The following is a 16,371-nucleotide window of genomic DNA, read 5'->3' as shown; positions in this document are numbered from 1 at the left end:
TGATTGTCGTTGTTGCACTCTTGGGGCGGTGTCGGCGGCCCACCGCCTAGACTCCCTCCCGGGGGCGTACTGCCATGAGCCGAGGGGTGGTTGACGGTGCGTAGGGCCGGCAAGGCGTGGCTGGTGGCCGGTGGGGCCTTCGGGGTCTGCCTGAGCTTCGTCGCACTGCTCGTCGTCGGCACGTTCTCGGCCGCGGCCGGTCTCGCCGGCGGCGCGGGCACCGGAGCGAACGGGAACGTGGCGCTCGCCAAGGGCGCGGTCCCGGCCCTCTACCAGGGGCTCGTGCAGCGCTGGGGCAACCTCTGCCCCGCCATCAACCCGGCCCTGCTCGCCGCCCAGCTCTACCAGGAGAGCGGCTGGAACCCGCGGGCCGTCTCCTCGGCCGACGCGCGGGGCATCGCCCAGTTCATCCCCGGCACCTGGGCCAGTCACGGGGTGGACGGCGACGGGGACGGCGACCGGGACATCTGGGACCCCAAGGACGCGATCCCCTCGGCCGCCTCGTACGACTGCGAGCTCGCCGGCTACGTGAAGAACGTGCCCGGGGACCCGGCGAGCAACATGCTGGCCGCGTACAACGCGGGCGCGTACCGGGTGATCAAGCACGGCGGGGTGCCGCCCATCAGCGAGACCCGGAACTACGTGCGCATCATCAAGTCCCTGGAGAAGAGCTTCGCCCGGCCCCTGGGCCGGGTCGACCCCTCCCGGCAGGCGGCCGGCGCGATCCACTACGCGCAGGGGAAGCTCGGCACCCCGTACCTCTGGGGCGGCACGGGCACCGCCGCGCAGAACGGCCGGTTCGACTGCTCCGGGCTCACCCAGGCCGCGTACGAGAGCGTCGGCATCCGGCTGCCGCGCGTGGCCAACGACCAGTACAACGCCGGTCCGCACCCCTCGCGCGAGGAGCTGCTCCCGGGGGACCTGGTCTTCTTCTCCGACGACCTGACCAACTCGCGGGCCATCCGGCACGTCGGCATCTACGTCGGCGGCGGCTACATGATCGACGCACCGCGCACCGGGGCGGTCATCCGTTTCGACCGGATCGACACCCCTGACTACTTCGGCGCGACCCGGGTCACCGCGGAGGGCGCGGCGGCGCTGCCGACCCATCTCCCGCAGCCCTGACCGGAGCAGACGGACCGTCGACCGCCCGGCCGCGGACGGCCCGACGGCACGCCCGGCGCCCGCTTCCGGGCCCCGGCGGGCGGGCCGCCGGCCGGGTGCGCGCCCCGCGGGCGTACCGGACATGGCCGGAACTCTCCGTCATGCACAGGCCCTGAGCTGCGGTGAACCGTCACTCTTCGATAACGTCGGCATGATCCACCGGAGAGATCGGAACGTGTGCCTCAGGCGGTTCGTTCCTGATCCGACCGCTCTGACCACGGGGGTTGGAACACACAGACACGAGAGCAAGGGGCCTCAGCAGATGGCTGGACTCGCATCGGACGGTTCGAACCCCGATGTCAGCCTGCTCTACGACATCAACGGGCTGGCCAAGGCCGCACCGCCCTGGTTCGACCGCGTCATGGGGTTCGTCGGCGAGTACGGGATCATGCTCGCGATGGCCCTCGTCGTCCTGTGGTGCTGGTGGAGCGTGCGCCGCCGCGGCACCCTCGCCGACTCCGTCTCGGCCGTCGCGGGCCTCGTCTGGGCCCCGCTGGCCGCCGGCATCGCCCTCCTGGTGAACATCCCCATCCGCGGCTTCGTCGAGCGCCCCCGGCCCTTCCGGGACCACCAGGGGCTGGAGGTCCTCGTCGCCGGGAAGACCGACTTCTCCTTCGTCAGCGACCACGCCACCCTGGCGATGGCCCTCGGCGTCGGCGTCTTCGTCGCCCACCGCCGGTTCGGGCTCGCCGCGATCGGCCTCGCCCTCGCCGAGGGCTTCGCGCGGGTCTACATGGGGGTCCACTACCCCACCGACGTGATCGGCGGCCTCGCCCTCGGGACGGCCGTGGCGCTGCTCCTGGCCCCGCTCGCCCTCGCCCTGCTCACCCCGGTGGTCTCCGCCGTCGCCCGCTCCCGCCGCTGCGCGGGCCTGGTCCGCTCCCGCCGGGCCGAGCCGGCGCGTCACCCCGAGGCCGTCGACATCCCCGAGCCCCGCATCGGCGGGCCCGCCCAGGGTCCCGGGCACAACGACCTCGCGGCCTGAGCCGGGCCGGAGAGCGGCGCTACGCGTCCGGTTCCGCCGCCGTCCGCAGATGGTCCGCCGCGTCCGTGCGGGCCCGGTCGCGGGACCTCCGGGCCGGGCCCGTCCAGCCGCAGCTGCAGCGGGCCAGCGCGAACGAGCCGCGCTCCGACGTCGTCGTGGTGTGGGGAGAGGACTGCGCGTGCACCTCACCACCGTACTGCGCGTGACGGCTCGCCCCGACCGTCGTTATGAGGTGCGGGTGTCCCCGGGGCCCGCAGGGTCCGGGGAAGGGCGTGTCCCGGGCGAACAGCGGTGAGGCGTTGGGGGTTTGCAGGCGATGGTGGTGCAGCTGAGGTACGGGCGCCCGGGCGCCCTCGGGAGCGGGACGCTGGCCGTCACCGCCGTCCTGGTCGGCTCGCTCGTCGGGGCCACGGGGTGCGCCGCCCCCGAGGAGCAGGGGCCCGCGGTCGACCCCGCCCTCGCCGTACGGAACGCCCCCGACGCGCTGGCCAGGGCCGGCACCTCCAAGGCGAGCACCTCCATGGAGATGGCCGCCGGAGGGACCAGGGTCACCATCCGCGGCGAGGGAGGCTACGACTTCCGGCGCCGCACCGGCCGGCTCCAGGTGGTACTGCCGAAGGACGCCGCCGGGACCAGCGAGCACCGGCCGATCACCGAGCTGCTCACCCCCGGCGCCCTCTACATGAAGAACCGGGGCGCCGGGGTGCCCGCCGACAAGTGGGTGCGGGTGGACACCACCGCCCTCGACGACGGGAACCTCGTCACGGGAGGGGCCACCGACCCGGCCGCCGCGGCCGAGCTCCTCCGCGGGGCCCGGCAGGTCGTGTACCTCGGGGAGACCGAGCTGGCCGGGGTGAAGGTCGGCCACTACCGGGGCGTGGCGGACATCGCGCACGCCGCCCGGGTCGCCGTGCCGCAGCTCCGGGGCGCGCTGGCCGCGGCGGCGAAAGGGTTCACCACGGACACCGTGCCCTTCGACGCGTACCTCGACGGCGAGGGGCGGCTGCGGAAGGTCCGCCACCAGTTCAGCTTCAGCAACCAGGGCCGTACGGTCGCGGTCGCGTCGACGACGCTGCTGTACGGCTTCGGGATCCCCGTCACGGTGACGCTGCCGGACCGCCGGGACATCTACGCCGGGAAGATCAAGGCCTGACCTGGACCGCCGCCGACGGGGCCATCGGCAAATGGTCCGGACGTGTCATGCGCGGTCCGTGTCCCCGTCCCTACGCTGGGAGACCGCTGGGAGACCGACGCCGGCAGGAAGAGGTGGATGCGCGTGGCCCCGCCCGGTACAGCAACCGTGACCGCAGATCCGGACTGCGTCGCCCTCGCCGAGATCGAGCTCTGCGGCGAGCTGATCATCGCCGCGTCGGCCGCGGACGGGGAGCGGCTCAGCGCGGACCGGATCGACGAGGTGCTGAGGGTGGCGGTGGGGCGGGCCGTGGAGGACCTCTGACGGAACGGCCCGGCTCGCCGCCGCGCGCCCGGGGAGCGCGGCGGAGGCCTCAGGTGCGCATCATGCGGGCGATGGCCTTGGTGGCCTCCTCGACCTTGGCGTCGATGCCCTCGCCGCCCCTGGTCGCCGCGTCCGCGACGCAGTGCCGCAGGTGCTCCTCCAGGAGCTGGAGGGCGAACGACTGGAGCGCCTTCGTCGAGGCGGAGACCTGCGTGAGTATGTCGATGCAGTAGACGTCCTCGTCGACCATCCGCTGGAGGCCGCGGATCTGGCCCTCGATCCGGCGGAGCCGCTTGAGGTGCTCGTCCTTCTGCTTGTGGTAGCCGTGCACACCGTGCTCGTGGTCGGCCGCGACGGCCTCGACGGGCTCGGGGGTGACCTGGTCCGCCTCGGTGGTCGTCATGGCGTCCTCCCGTTGTCCATTAAGGGGGTGTATACCCCTCGTGGGTATATGGTACCGATCCCCGCCGGTCCGGGCGGGGGCCCGTGCAGTTCACTGTGCCTGATGGGCGACACTGAGAGACGCCGGTTAGCCGTGGCCGGATGATGCGCCTAGCATCAGCCTGACCGAAACCCAGCACCCCGAGGACCTCACGTGCGATTTCGTCTGACCCCCAGGGAGACGAGCTTCTACGACATGTTCGCCGCGTCCGCGGACAACATCGTCACGGGCTCGAAGCTCCTGATGGAACTGCTCGGAGCGGAGCCTTCCGCCCGGGCCGAGATCGCGGAGCGGATGCGGGCAGCGGAGCACGCCGGCGACGACGCGACCCATGCCATCTTCCACCAGCTGAACTCCTCGTTCATCACGCCGTTCGACCGCGAGGACATCTACAACCTCGCGTCCTCCCTCGACGACATCATGGACTTCATGGAGGAGGCCGTCGACCTGGTCGTCCTCTACAACGTCGAGGAGCTCCCCAAGGGCGTCGAGCAGCAGATCGAGGTGCTGGCGCGGGCGGCGGAGCTGACCGCCGAGGCGATGCCGAACCTGCGGACGATGGCCAACCTCACCGAGTACTGGATCGAGGTCAACCGTCTGGAGAACCAGGCCGACCAGATCCACCGCAAGCTGCTCGCGACGCTCTTCAACGGCAAGTACGACGCCATCGAGGTGCTGAAGCTCAAGCAGATCGTCGACGTGCTGGAAGAGGCGGCCGACGCGTTCGAGCACGTGGCCAACACGGTGGAGACCATCGCGGTCAAGGAGTCCTGAGGCTTCGTGGACACCTTTGCTCTGATCGTGACCATCGGTGTCGCGCTCGGCTTCACCTATACCAACGGCTTCCACGACTCGGCCAACGCGATCGCCACCTCGGTGTCGACGCGTGCGCTGACCCCGCGGGCGGCCCTGGCCATGGCCGCCGTCATGAACCTCGCCGGCGCCTTCATGGGCAGCGGGGTCGCCAAGACGGTCAGCGAGGGCCTGATCGAGACGCCGCACGGCGACAAGGGGATGGGCATCCTCTTCGCCGCGCTGGTCGGCGCGATCATCTGGAACCTGGTGACCTGGTACTTCGGTCTGCCGTCCTCCTCCTCGCACGCGCTGTTCGGCGGCATGGTGGGAGCGGCGCTGGCCGGCGGTACGGAGGTCATCTGGGGCGGCGTCCTCGACAAGGTCGTCATCCCCATGTTCATCTCGCCGGTGGTCGGCCTGGTGGCCGGTTACCTGGTGATGTGCGCGATCCTCTGGATCTTCCGCAAGGCCAACCCGCACAAGGCCAAGCGCGGCTTCCGCATCGCGCAGACGGTGTCCGCGGCCGGCATGGCGCTGGGCCACGGTCTGCAGGACGCGCAGAAGACGATGGGCATCGTGGTGATGGCCCTGGTCATCGCCGACGTGCAGCAGGCCGGCGACGACATCCCGGTGTGGGTGAAGATCGCCTGTGCCGTGATGCTCTCGCTCGGCACGTACGCGGGCGGCTGGCGCATCATGCGGACGCTCGGCCGGAAGATCATCGAGCTGGACCCGCCGCAGGGCTTCGCGGCGGAGACCACCGGCGCGTCGATCATGTTCGGCTCCGCGTTCCTCTTCCACGCGCCGATCTCGACGACCCACGTCATCACCTCCGCGATCATGGGCGTGGGTGCGACCAAGCGGGTCAACGCCGTGCGCTGGGGCGTCGCCAAGAACATCATCCTCGGCTGGTTCATCACCATGCCGGCGGCGGCCGTGGTCGCGGCCGGAAGCTTCTACGTGGTGCAGCTCCTCTTCGGCTGACGAGGAGCTCCGCCGGCCGTTCGCCGCGCGGACCACGTGATCGGGCCCGGCTCCCCTGGGGGGAGCCGGGCCCTTCGTCTAACGGTGGCACCGCCATGCAGCACCGTAGACGAGTCTCTATCCGAAGCGGCCGGAGATGTAGTCCTCGGTCGCCTGGACGCTCGGGTTGGAGAAGATGCGCTCGGTGTCGTCCAGCTCGATCAGCTTGCCGGGCTGGCCGACGGCCGCCAGGTTGAAGAAGGCCGTACGGTCCGAGACGCGGGCCGCCTGCTGCATGTTGTGCGTCACGATGACGATCGTGAAGCGCTCCTTCAGCTCGCCGATGAGGTCCTCGATCGCCAGCGTCGAGATCGGGTCGAGGGCCGAGCAGGGCTCGTCCATCAGCAGGACGTCGGGCTCGACCGCGATGGCGCGGGCGATGCACAGGCGCTGCTGCTGGCCGCCGGAGAGGCCGGAGCCCGGCTTGTTCAGGCGGTCCTTGACCTCGTTCCAGAGGTTGGCGCCCTTGAGGGACTTCTCGACGATGTCGTTGAGCTGCGACTTCTTGTACTTGCCGTTCAGCCGCAGGCCCGCCGCCACGTTGTCGAAGATCGACATGGTGGGGAAGGGGTTCGGGCGCTGGAAGACCATGCCGACCGTACGGCGCACGGCGACCGGGTCGACGTTCGTGCCGTACAGGTTCTCGTCGTCCAGCATCACCTTGCCCTCGACGCGGCCGCCGGGGGTGACCTCGTGCATCCGGTTGAGGGTGCGCAGGAAGGTGGACTTGCCGCAGCCGGAGGGGCCGATGAAGGCCGTCACGGAGCGGGGCTCGACGGTCATCGAGATGTCGTCGATCGCCTTGTGGGCGCCGTAGTACGCGGAGAGGCCGCTGACGTCGATTCGCTTGGCCATATCAATTCACTTCCAGAGGTGACCGCGGTCAGCGGCCGGTCTTGGGGGCCTTCCAGCGGGCGATGCCGCGGGCCACCAGGTTGAGGATCATGACGAAGGCGATCAGGACGAGCGCTGCGGCCCAGGCGCGGGACACGGCCGCGTCGGTGCCGACCGCGTACTGCTCGTACACGTAGAGCGGCAGGGAGGACTGGGCGCCTTCGAAGGGGTTCGGGTTGATGAGCTTCGTACCGAACACGAGGAGCAGGACCGGGGCCGTCTCACCGGTGATGCGGGCGACCGCGAGCATGACGCCCGTGGTGATGCCGCCGATCGCGGTGGGCAGGACCACCTTCAGGATGGTGCGCCACTTGGGGATGCCGAGGGCGAGGGAGGCCTCGCGGAGCTCGTTCGGGACGAGCTTGAGCATCTCCTCGGTGGAGCGGACCACGACCGGCATCATCAGGATGGCGAGGGCCATCGCGCCGGCGAAACCGGAGGGGCCGAAGCCCAGCATCAGGTTCCAGGTGGCGAGGATGAACAGGCCGGCGACGATCGACGGGATGCCCGTCATGACGTCGACGAAGAAGGTGACGGCCTGGGCGAGCTTCCCGCCGCCGTACTCGACGAGGTAGACGGCGGTGAGGAGGCCGATCGGGGCGGCGATCACGGTCGCGATGGCGACCTGCTCGATGGTGCCGAGCAGCGCGTGGTAGACGCCGCCGCCGGCCTCGGCGTCGAGGACGCCGTTCATCGAGTGGGTCAGGAAGTACCCGTCGAGGACGTCCATGCCCTTGCTGATCGTGACCCAGGCGAGGGAGAGCAGCGGGACGACGGCGAGGACGAAGCAGACCCAGACGAGGCTGGTGGCGACGCGGTCCTTGGCCTGGCGGCTGCCCTCGACCTTGGTGGTCAGCGCGTACGTGGTGAGGACGAAGAGCAGCGCGGCGATCATGCCCCACTGGACCTTGCTGTGCCAGCCGGCGGCGACGCCGATGCCGGCGCCCGCCGCGATGGAGCCGGCGGCGACGGCGGCCGGGGTCCAGCGGGGGAGGCGGGCGCTGGAGAGCGTGCCCGTGCGCTTGACCGTCGTGACCGGACGGTCCTGTATGGCGTGGCTCATGCCGCGGCCCCCGAGTACTCCTTGCGGCGGCCGATGATCCAGCGGGCGGCGCCGTTGACCAGCAGGGTGATGGCGAAGAGGACGAGACCGGACGCGATCAGGGCGTCCCGGCCGAACTCGTTGGCCTCGTTGAACTTGGCGGCGATGTTCTGCGCGAACGTGCCGCCGCCGGGGTCGAGCAGGTGGCCCGAGATGAGGAAGCTGGGGGAGAGGACCACGGCGACGGCCATGGTCTCGCCGAGTGCGCGGCCGAGGCCCAGCATGGAGGCGGAGATGATGCCGGAGCGGCCGAAGGGCAGCACCGACATGCGGATGACCTCCCAGCGCGTGGCGCCGAGGGCGAGGGCGGCCTCCTCGTGCATCTTCGGGGCCTGGAGGAAGACCTCGCGGGTGACGTTGGTGATGATCGGCAGGATCATGATCGCCAGCAGGATGCCCACGGTGAAGAGGTTGCGGGCCGGGCCGTCGTTGGCCTTGTCGAAGATGTACGTCCAGCCGAAGTACTCGTTCAGCCACTTGTTGAGGCCGTCGAGGTACGGGACGAGGAAGATCGCGCCCCAGAGGCCGTAGATGATGCTGGGCACGGCGGCGAGCAGGTCGACCACGTACGCGAGCGGCTTGGCCAGCTTGCGCGGGGCGTAGTGCGAGATGAAGAGGGCGATCCCGATCGCGACCGGCACGGCGATGGCCATGGCGATGATCGACGAGACGACCGTGCCGAAGGCGAGGACGGCGATGCCGAAGACCGGGGGGCTGCCGGCCGGGTTCCACTCGAAGGTGGTGAAGAAGTTCGTGCTGTCCTTCGAGATCGCGAGGACGGCGCGGTAGGTGAGGAAGCCGGCGATCGCGGCCATGATCACGAGGAGGGTGATGCCGGAGCCGCGGGACAGACCGCTGAAGACGCGGTCTCCGGGGCGGGACGCGCTCTTGGCGCTCCGGCTCCTCTTTATGTCTGGTGTGGTGGTAGCCATCTGCTTCTCCGGTCTGCGGGGCCCTTGCGGACGGTCGGGCTCCTGGCGGCGGTGCACCGGATGCCGGGTCCGGTCCCCGGTGGGGGGCCGGACCCGGCCGCGGGTCAGGACAGGGTGGGGACGATCGCGCGGACCTTCGCGGCGATCTCGGCCGGGAGCGGGGCGTAGCCGGCGTCGGCGAGGACCTTCTGGCCCTCCTCGCTCACGGTGTAGTTGAGGAAGGCCTTCAGGGTCGGCAGGGTCTCCGCCTTGTTGCCCTTGTCGCAGGCGATCTCGTAGGTGACGAGGACGATCGGGTAGGCGCCCTCGGCCTTGGTCGCGTAGTCGAGGGAGAGGGCGACGTCGCTGCCGGTGCCCTTGACCTTGGCGGCGGCGATGGCCTTCGAGGCGTTCTCCGAGGAGGCGGCGACGGGGGCGGCGGCACCGGTGTTGATGCTGACGGTGGAGATGTTGTTCGCGGTGGCGTACGAGAGCTCGAAGTAGCCGATGGAGCCCTCGGCGTCCTTCACCGCGGTGGCGACGCCGGAGGAGCCGTTGGCGGCCTGGCCGCCCTGGGCGGGCCACGACTTCGACTTCGGGTCGTGCTTCCAGTCGGCGGCGGCCGCGGTGGAGAGGTACTTGCCCAGGTTCTGGGTGGTGCCCGACTCGTCCGAGCGGTGGAAGGCCTGGATGGTGCTGTCGGGAAGCTTGGCGCCCGGGTTCAGCTTGGCGATCGCCGGGTCGTTCCACTTGGTGATCTTGTTGTCGAAGATCTTGGCGATGGTGGAGGCGTCGAGGACCAGGTTGTCCACGCCCTCCAGCTTGTAGCCGATGGCGATGGGGCCGCCGACCATGGGCAGGTTGACGCCCTTGCCGGTCTTGCAGATCTTCGCCGACTCGGCGACCTCCTCGTCCTTCAGGGCGGAGTCGGAGCCCGCGAAGGCGACCTGGCCCTGGTTGAACTTGGTGATGCCGCCGCCGGAGCCGATGGCCTGGTAGTTGATCTCGACGCCGGAGCACGCGGCCTGGAAGTTCTTGACCCAGAGGTCCATCGCGTTCTTCTGCGCGCTGGAGCCGGCGGCGAGGAGCTGGCCCTTGGCGCCCTCGCAGGCGATGTTCGAGGCGGCGGCGGAGGCCTTCGTGCCGCCTTCCTTGGCCGGAGTCTCCGTGTTGTTGTCCGAGCCACACGCCGAGAGGACGAGCGCACCGGAGACGACGAGGGCACCGATCGCGGAGGCGCGAAGCCCGTTCTTGCGCGAAAGCTTCACTTTCGGGTGTTCCTTCCAGAAGCCGCCCTGTCGCGGACCGTGTGTCCCGATCGTTCTACGGCGGCGTGTGTCGGTGGGCGGTGCGTTGCTGTGCTCTGTGCACCGTGTAAGGCCGAAATTAGGCAGAACAGGTGAAGCGGTCGACGGGACAGAGTGAACGGAAAGTGAACCGTGCCGGAAGGCCGGGTGCGGGGGCCGGGGCGTGGGTGCACGCGGGCGCGTGGCCCGGGTGTGAGGGCGTACGCGGGGCGGCTAGCCCGCCGTCGTCGCCGTGAGGGCGTTCAGGAGGTCGCGGTCCCGCGCCTGGGTGAGGCGCCGGTGGGCCGCCGCGGGCGGGAGCCAGACGAGCCGGTCGACCTCGCGGTTCGGGGTGAACGTGCCGCCGAGGGCGCGGGCCGCCCAGTAGTCGACCTCTTTCGGGCGCCCGTCCACCGCGTAGCGGACCGTCGGCAGGCGCGGGCCGAGGGAGCAGGTCTGGCCCGTCTCCTCCAGGACCTCGCGCAGCGCGCAGGCCTCCGCCGACTCGTCCCGCTTCCGCTTCCCCTTCGGATGGGACCAGTCGTCGTACTTCGGCCGATGGACGAGCGCGACCTCGATGCCATGGCCGGAAAGCGCCGGGCGCCAGAGGACGCAGCCGGCGGCTCGGACCGTGTCCCGGCGCTCCCCGGTCATGACACCGGTGCCGTCGTTCTGTGCCAGGCGTGCTGGAAGGCGAAGCGGGAGGCTTCGACTTCGTGGCGCTGGTCGGCGTGGAGGACGCCGAGGGCGTAGGCCGTCGCCGGGGCGATGCGGGGGGTGCGGGCCGCGGTGGCGGCGGCCGCGGCGGCTTCCGCGGCGTCGCGGTGGCGGTCCAGGGCGCGGGCGGCCTCGAAGAGGACGGGGTCGGGTTCGCCGGCGGTGTGGAGGGCCTCGGTGGCGTAGCGGTGCAGCCGGAGGAGGAGCCGGGTCTGGTGCCAGGGGGCGTCCTGGGTCTCTCCGGCGGCGAGGGCCAGGGCGTCGGCGTTGTACGGGTGGGCGGCCCGGGTCAGCGGGAGGGCGGCGACGGCGTCCAGGAGGCGGCGTTCGGCGACGGCGGCGGGGGCGTCCAGGACCTCGGCGGCGGGGGCGGTGCCCACGGGGCCGAGCGGGACCTCGGAGGCGAGGAGGGCGACGGCGTCGGCGACGGCGTGGAAGCGGGCCGAGCCCAGTGCCTGGAGGGAGGCCGAGTGGGCGCGGGTCCGGGCGAGGGTGAGCTGGCGTTCCAGGAGGGCGCCGGCGCGGGCGGCGCCGACGGTGAGGCCGGTGGTCTCGCTGCCGCGGGCGGCGGGGACGGGTCCGCCGTTCGTCCCGCCGGTGCCGTTCGACAGGCGGGACAGGGCGTCCACGAGTCGGACGAGCCGCGAGGTGCAGGCGTGTTCGAGGGCGAGGGTCCCGGAGAGCCAGGCGAGCTCGGTGCGCAGCTGGTCGGCCCAGGCCGCGTCGAGGAGGGGCCGGAAGGTGTGGAGCGTGCCGCTGATGCGGCGGGCGGCGCCGCGGAGCGTGCGGGCCGCCTCCTCCGCTCCGGCCGTGTCGGAGCCGCTCTCGCCGTGGAGCCGGAGGCCGCGCAGGAAGTCCGCGGCCCGGGCGTGCAGGTAGGGGGCCAGGACCTCGCCCGCCGAGATGTCCTGCGACTGGTCAGGGTTGTGCACGCCGGCGCCTCCGCGCGTCGATGAGCATCTCCTGGACGTGCCGGAGCGGTCGGCCGTCGGGGTCGGTCGCGTGCCGCGTCCAGTTCCCGTCGGGGCCGAGGTGCCAGGAGGAGGTGGTGTCGGACATCCCGGTCTCCAGGAGCCGGGTGAGTGCTGCCCGGTGCGCCGGGTCGGAGACCCGTACGAGGGCCTCGATCCGGCGGTCCAGGTTGCGGTGCATCATGTCGGCGCTGCCGAACCACACCTCGGGTTCGCCGCCGTTGCCGAAGGCGAAGATCCGGGAGTGCTCCAGGAAGCGGCCGAGGACCGAGCGGACCCGGATGTTCTCCGAGAGGCCGGTGACGCCGGGGCGGACGGCGCAGATGCCGCGGACCCAGATGTCGACCGGGACGCCGGCCCGCGAGGCCTGGTAGCAGGCGTCGATGACGGCCTCGTCGACCATCGAGTTGACCTTGATCCGGACGTACGCGGGCCGGCCGGCGCGGTGGTGGGCGATCTCCTTGGTGATGCGGGAGACGAGTCCGTCGCGCAGGGACTTCGGGGCGGTGAGGAGGCGCCGGTAGGTCTCGCGGCGGGAGTAGCCGGAGAGCCGGTTGAAGAGGTCGGAGAGGTCCGCGCCGACCTGGGGGTCGGCGGTCAGCAGGCCGAGGTCCTCGTAGAGGCGGGCGGTCTTCGGGTGGTAGTTGCCGGTGCCGACGTGGGAGTAGCGGCGCAGCAGCTCGCCCTCCTGGCGTACGACGAGCGACAGCTTGCAGTGGGTCTTGAGGCCGACGAGGCCGTAGACGACGTGGCAGCCGGCCTCTTCCAGCTTGCGGGCCCACTTGATGTTGGCCTGTTCGTCGAAGCGGGCCTTGATCTCGACGAGGACGAGGACCTGCTTGCCGGACTCGGCGGCGTCGATGAGGGCGTCCACTATCGGGGAGTCGCCGGAGGTCCGGTAGAGCGTCTGCTTGATCGCGAGGACGTCGGGGTCGGCGGCCGCCTGCTCCAGGAAGGCCTGTACGGAGGTGGAGAAGGAGTCGTACGGGTGGTGGAGGAGGACGTCCCGTTCGCGGAGGGCGGCGAAGATGTCCGGCGCGGACGCGGACTCGACCTCGGCGAGGTCGCGGTGGGTGCCGGCGACGAACTTGGGGAACTTGAGCTCGGGGCGGTCCTGGCCGGCGATGCCGAAGAGGCCGGTGAGGTCGAGGGGGCCGGGCAGCGGGTAGACCTCGGCGTCGGAGACCTTCAGTTCGCGGACCAGCAGGTCGAGGACGTAGGGGTCGATGGACTCCTCGACCTCCAGGCGGACCGGCGGGCCGAAGCGGCGGCGCATGAGTTCCTTCTCCAGGGCCTGGAGCAGGTTCTCGGCGTCGTCCTCCTCGACCTCCAGGTCCTCGTTCCTGGTGACCCGGAACATGTGGTGCGCGAGCACCTCCATGCCGGGGAAGAGCTCCTCCAGGTGGGCGGCGATGACGTCCTCGAGGGGGACGTAGCGCTGGGGGGAGGCCTCCAGGAAGCGGGAGAGCAGGGGCGGGACCTTGACGCGTGCGAAGTGGCGGTGGCCGCTGACCGGGTTGCGTACGACCACGGCGAGGTTGAGCGAGAGCCCCGAGATGTAGGGGAAGGGGTGCGCGGGGTCCACGGCCAGCGGGGTGAGGACGGGGAAGATCTGCTGCCGGAACAGGGTGAAGAGCCGGGCCTGCTCCTTCTCGGTGAGCTCGGGCCAGCGGATGAGGTGGATGCCCTCGTCGGCGAGGGCCGGGGCGACGTCCTGCTGGAAGCAGGCGGCGTGCCGGGCCATGAGTTCGCGCGAGCGCGTCCAGATCAGGTCCAGGACCTCGCGGGGCTGGAGGCCGGAGGCGGAGCGGGTGGCGACGCCGGTGGCGATGCGGCGCTTGAGGCCGGCGACCCGGACCATGAAGAACTCGTCGAGGTTGGAGGCGAAGATCGCGAGGAAGTTGGCCCGTTCGAGGAGGGGTGTGGTGGGGTCCTCGGCCAGTTCGAGGACCCGCTCGTTGAAGGCGAGCCAGCTGCGTTCGCGGTCGAGGAAGCGTCCCTGCGGCAGCTCGTCGCCGAGGGGGCCGTCGTCCTCGTAGGTGTCCGGGTCGGCGTCGAGGTCCGCGTCGATGTCGGTCACGACGGCTCCCTTGATCACCTGCGCGCGGCGCGGGGCTATGGAGTCGGCGGACTGCGCGGCGGGCGTCGGGGCGGACTGCTGGGCGGAGGACTGGACCGGGACCTCGGCGGGCTGCTGGCTCATGGCCCCATTCTTCCGCGCGAAGGGGCGGTCGGGCGCGTCGGAGCGGGCCGTGGGGGAGGGAAGTCTCCCTTTGGGAAGGGCCGCCCGGCCGGGCGGGGTCACGGAGCGCTTCATTGCGTGAGCGTCGCAAGCGCGTCTGAATGGCCGGTAACGACGACATGACGTACGGGAATCGGGGGCGGGGCCGTGTGCGGGCCCCGCCCCCGGGATCGTTTGAATGTTTTACGGGTGGCGGGCGCGCAGGACGCGGAAGGCGGCGTAGGCGGCCAGGGCGGCGAGGGCGAGCAGGATGCCACTCTCGATGAGCTGGGTGGGCCAGAAGTGTGACTGGGGGTGGTAGTCGACGTACTGGGCGGCGATCGGCTCGTCGGGGCGGCAGGCGGCGCCGGGCGGGGTGTCGGGGGTGCAGAACCAGCCGGAGAGGCGCTTTCCGGAGACGCCGAGCAGTCCTTGGTCGACGAGCATCCCGTTGTCGGGTGCGAAGACGACGGAGGCGTTCTCCTTCGCCGGGCCGGTGACGGTCTCCACGGCCAGGAAGTTCCAGCGGAGGGCGCCGAGGGCGAGCATGGCCAGGCCGACGATCCCCCCGGTCACGGCCATGGCGATCACGGTGCGGCGGATCAGCTGGCCGACGAGGGCGCCGACCGCCACGGCGAACAGGGCGTACCCGGCGAGCACGATGCCGCCCGCCTCGTACGGGCCGAGGTCCGCCCAGTGGAAGCCCCAGGAGGTCGAGACCCGGGTCCAGCCCAGCCGGTAGACCGCGATCAGGGCGAGCGTGGCGCCGAGGGAGACGGCCGCCGCCGTGAGGAGCTTGGAGCGCAGCCAGGCCGTCGGACCGATCGACTGGGTGAGCGCGAGCTTGTACGTCCCCGACTCGAATTCGCGGGCGACGAGCGGGCCGGCGACGAAGGCGCCGACGAGCAGCGGCAGCGCGATCATGCCGTAGGAGAGCTGCTCCAGGGCCCCGCGCAGCATGTCGTAGCCGAGGCGGTGCTCGTACGGGAACGATCCCGAGGCCCGGTCCCGACCCTCCCAGATCCGCAGTCCGCCGACCACGGCGAGGGAGGCGGCCACGGCGGCTCCGGTGAGCCAGAGGGTGCGCCGGTACTGGCGGACCGTCACCCAGTAGGGGCCTCTCAGGGCGAGGGCGGTCATGCCGGGGCTCCTTCGGTGGTGCGGAGGTGGGCGAGGAGGAGGTCCTCCAGGGAGGGGTCCCGCGTCTCCCAGGGGCCCTCGACGGGGCCTTCGCGGCGGATGAGGGCGGTGAGTTGGCGGCCGGTGGTGCGGGACTCGACGACGGTGTGCGGGGCGAGGTCGGCGACCGGTCCGGTGAGCAGGGTGTGGGCGGAGAGGAGTTCGTCGACGGGTCCGTCGAGGCGGATCCGGCCGTCGTGGAGCAGGAGGAGGTGGTCGCAGGCGCCCTCCAGCTCGGTGAGGATGTGGGAGGACATGACGACGGTGGTGCCGCGTTCGGCGGCGTCGGCCATGAGCAGGCCCATGAGCTGGTGGCGGGCGAGCGGGTCGAGGTCGGCCATCGGCTCGTCGAGGAGCAGCAGTTCGGGGCGCTTGCCGAGGGCGAGGGCGAGGGCGACGCGGGTGCGCTGGCCGCCGGAGAGGGTCCGTACGACGGCCTTGGGGTCGAGCGTGTCGGCGAGGGCGCGCCGGGCGGCGGCGTCGTCCCAGCGGCCCGGGTTGAGTTCGCGTCCCATGCGCAGGGTGTCGGCGACGGTGAGCCGGGGGTGGAGCGGCTTGTCCTGGGCGACGTAGGCGAGGTGTTCGCGGGGCGGGGCCCCGAGGGTGCCCTCGGTGGGGCGCAGGAGGCCGGCGGCGAGGGCGAGGAGGGTGGACTTGCCGGCGCCGTTGGGGCCGACGAGGGCGCAGACGCGGCCGGTGGGGAGGGTGAAGGAGCAGGCGCGGAGGGCCCAGCCGGTGCTTCTGCCTCCGTAGGTCTTGCCCAGGAGATCGGCCTCCAGTGCGATGCCGTCTCTCGTCATGTGTCGTCCCCCTCGAAGTGTTCCTTCAGTACGGATGTGAACAGCGCGGCCACGTCCTCGCGGTCCAGGCCCGCGGTCCTGGCCCGGCGGGCCCAGTCGGCGAGTTCGCCGCGCAGGGGCGAGTCGGCCGGGCCGGTGCCGAGCGTGGCGCGGACGAACGTGCCGAGGCCGCGCCGGGCCTCGACGAGGCCTTCGCGTTCGAGCTCGCGGTAGGCCTTGAGGACCGTGTTGGGGTTGATGGCCGTCGCTTCGACGACCTCGCGTGCGGTGGGCAGTCGGTCACCGGGCTCCAGGAGGCCCATCCGGAGGGCCTGTTTCGTCTGCTGGACGATCTGGAGGTAGGTGGCGACGCCGCTGCGCCGATCGATGCGGTACTCGACCACGATCTCTTTCACCACCCTTTCACTAATCAAGTAGTGAAAGGG

Annotated in this window: 18 protein-coding genes; 6 read left to right on the top strand and 12 right to left on the bottom strand. The window is 71.3% G+C overall.

The features are described 5' to 3' along the window. Nucleotides 1-96: 96 nt before the first annotated feature. Together ACY0MR_RS17275 and ACY0MR_RS17270 are read left to right on the top strand one after the other, a co-directional pair. On the top strand, nucleotides 97-1,125 hold the full coding sequence (locus ACY0MR_RS17275) for a C40 family peptidase (RefSeq protein ID WP_473561820.1): 1,029 nt from the start codon (nucleotides 97-99) through the stop codon (nucleotides 1,123-1,125). A 301-nt stretch (nucleotides 1,126-1,426) separates the two neighbouring features. Further along, nucleotides 1,427-2,149, top strand: coding sequence for a phosphatase PAP2 family protein (locus tag ACY0MR_RS17270; protein ID WP_361848490.1), 723 nt, complete (start codon nucleotides 1,427-1,429; stop codon nucleotides 2,147-2,149). A 19-nt stretch (nucleotides 2,150-2,168) separates the two neighbouring features. Here the strand turns inward: ACY0MR_RS17270 and ACY0MR_RS17265 are convergent, their stop codons facing one another. After that, entirely contained in the window at nucleotides 2,169-2,333 is a 165-nt protein-coding gene (locus tag ACY0MR_RS17265) for a hypothetical protein (RefSeq protein WP_361848493.1), read from the bottom strand. A gap of 132 nt (nucleotides 2,334-2,465) precedes the next feature. Here ACY0MR_RS17265 and ACY0MR_RS17260 point away from each other — a divergent pair, with 132 nt between their 5' ends. Both ACY0MR_RS17260 and ACY0MR_RS17255 read left to right on the top strand, forming a co-directional pair. Further along, complete coding sequence (locus ACY0MR_RS17260; RefSeq protein ID WP_473561479.1) at nucleotides 2,466-3,302, top strand: SCO4651 family lipoprotein; 837 nt, start codon at nucleotides 2,466-2,468, stop codon at nucleotides 3,300-3,302. Nucleotides 3,303-3,419: 117 nt separating this feature from the next. After that, nucleotides 3,420-3,605 carry a hypothetical protein gene (locus tag ACY0MR_RS17255; RefSeq protein ID WP_361848499.1) on the top strand — a complete coding sequence of 62 codons (186 nt, stop codon included), beginning with the start codon at nucleotides 3,420-3,422 and terminating at the stop codon, nucleotides 3,603-3,605. Between the two features lie 49 nt (nucleotides 3,606-3,654). On the opposite strand, the gene ACY0MR_RS17250 is transcribed toward ACY0MR_RS17255, so the two are convergent. Then, nucleotides 3,655-4,008, bottom strand: a complete 354-nt coding sequence (locus tag ACY0MR_RS17250; protein ID WP_473561477.1) for a metal-sensitive transcriptional regulator — start codon at nucleotides 4,006-4,008, stop codon at nucleotides 3,655-3,657. Nucleotides 4,009-4,200: 192 nt separating this feature from the next. On the opposite strand from ACY0MR_RS17250, the gene ACY0MR_RS17245 reads away from it, so the two are divergent. Beyond that, nucleotides 4,201-4,821: a DUF47 domain-containing protein gene (locus tag ACY0MR_RS17245; RefSeq protein ID WP_015035093.1), complete on the top strand. Its 621-nt coding sequence runs from the start codon at nucleotides 4,201-4,203 to the stop codon at nucleotides 4,819-4,821. Between the two features lie 6 nt (nucleotides 4,822-4,827). Continuing rightward, entirely contained in the window at nucleotides 4,828-5,826 is a 999-nt protein-coding gene (locus ACY0MR_RS17240; protein WP_361848505.1) for an inorganic phosphate transporter, read from the top strand. A 117-nt stretch (nucleotides 5,827-5,943) separates the two neighbouring features. Here ACY0MR_RS17240 and pstB read toward each other — a convergent pair whose 3' ends face one another. The 10 genes from pstB to ACY0MR_RS17190 form a co-directional block, all read right to left on the bottom strand. After that, entirely contained in the window at nucleotides 5,944-6,720 is a 777-nt protein-coding gene (gene pstB / locus ACY0MR_RS17235) for a phosphate ABC transporter ATP-binding protein PstB (RefSeq protein ID WP_121830846.1), read from the bottom strand. A gap of 28 nt (nucleotides 6,721-6,748) precedes the next feature. Next, nucleotides 6,749-7,822 (bottom strand): phosphate ABC transporter permease PstA, encoded by a 1,074-nt coding sequence (gene pstA, locus ACY0MR_RS17230; protein WP_388792154.1) that lies wholly within the window; start codon nucleotides 7,820-7,822, stop codon nucleotides 6,749-6,751. Next, complete coding sequence (pstC, locus tag ACY0MR_RS17225; protein WP_388792156.1) at nucleotides 7,819-8,793, bottom strand: phosphate ABC transporter permease subunit PstC; 975 nt, start codon at nucleotides 8,791-8,793, stop codon at nucleotides 7,819-7,821. The genes pstA and pstC overlap by 4 nt, the downstream gene beginning before the upstream one ends. 104 nt (nucleotides 8,794-8,897) lie before the next feature. Continuing rightward, nucleotides 8,898-10,040 carry a phosphate ABC transporter substrate-binding protein PstS gene (pstS, locus tag ACY0MR_RS17220; RefSeq protein WP_361848514.1) on the bottom strand — a complete coding sequence of 381 codons (1,143 nt, stop codon included), beginning with the start codon at nucleotides 10,038-10,040 and terminating at the stop codon, nucleotides 8,898-8,900. 252 nt (nucleotides 10,041-10,292) lie between these two features. Continuing rightward, nucleotides 10,293-10,712: an NUDIX hydrolase gene (locus tag ACY0MR_RS17215; protein ID WP_388792158.1), complete on the bottom strand. Its 420-nt coding sequence runs from the start codon at nucleotides 10,710-10,712 to the stop codon at nucleotides 10,293-10,295. Further along, nucleotides 10,709-11,707, bottom strand: a complete 999-nt coding sequence (locus tag ACY0MR_RS17210; RefSeq protein WP_473561473.1) for a CHAD domain-containing protein — start codon at nucleotides 11,705-11,707, stop codon at nucleotides 10,709-10,711. The genes ACY0MR_RS17215 and ACY0MR_RS17210 overlap by 4 nt, the downstream gene beginning before the upstream one ends. Then, nucleotides 11,694-14,063 carry an RNA degradosome polyphosphate kinase gene (locus ACY0MR_RS17205; RefSeq protein ID WP_388792162.1) on the bottom strand — a complete coding sequence of 790 codons (2,370 nt, stop codon included), beginning with the start codon at nucleotides 14,061-14,063 and terminating at the stop codon, nucleotides 11,694-11,696. Before ACY0MR_RS17205 ends, ACY0MR_RS17210 begins: the two co-directional genes overlap by 14 nt. A 108-nt stretch (nucleotides 14,064-14,171) precedes the next feature. Next, entirely contained in the window at nucleotides 14,172-15,107 is a 936-nt protein-coding gene (locus tag ACY0MR_RS17200) for an ABC transporter permease (protein WP_473561471.1), read from the bottom strand. Beyond that, nucleotides 15,104-15,946 carry an ABC transporter ATP-binding protein gene (locus ACY0MR_RS17195; protein WP_388792166.1) on the bottom strand — a complete coding sequence of 281 codons (843 nt, stop codon included), beginning with the start codon at nucleotides 15,944-15,946 and terminating at the stop codon, nucleotides 15,104-15,106. Before ACY0MR_RS17195 ends, ACY0MR_RS17200 begins: the two co-directional genes overlap by 4 nt. Then, the gene (locus ACY0MR_RS17190; protein WP_388794004.1) at nucleotides 15,943-16,329 is read right to left on the bottom strand and encodes a GntR family transcriptional regulator; all 387 of its coding nucleotides are present in this window, start codon (nucleotides 16,327-16,329) and stop codon (nucleotides 15,943-15,945) included. Before ACY0MR_RS17190 ends, ACY0MR_RS17195 begins: the two co-directional genes overlap by 4 nt. Between the last annotated feature and the right edge of the window lie 42 nt (nucleotides 16,330-16,371).

The organism is Streptomyces sp. JN8 (assembly GCF_055808075.1).
Note: the sequence above shows the minus strand (reverse complement) of the source record. Positions and strands in the feature narration are given on the sequence as shown.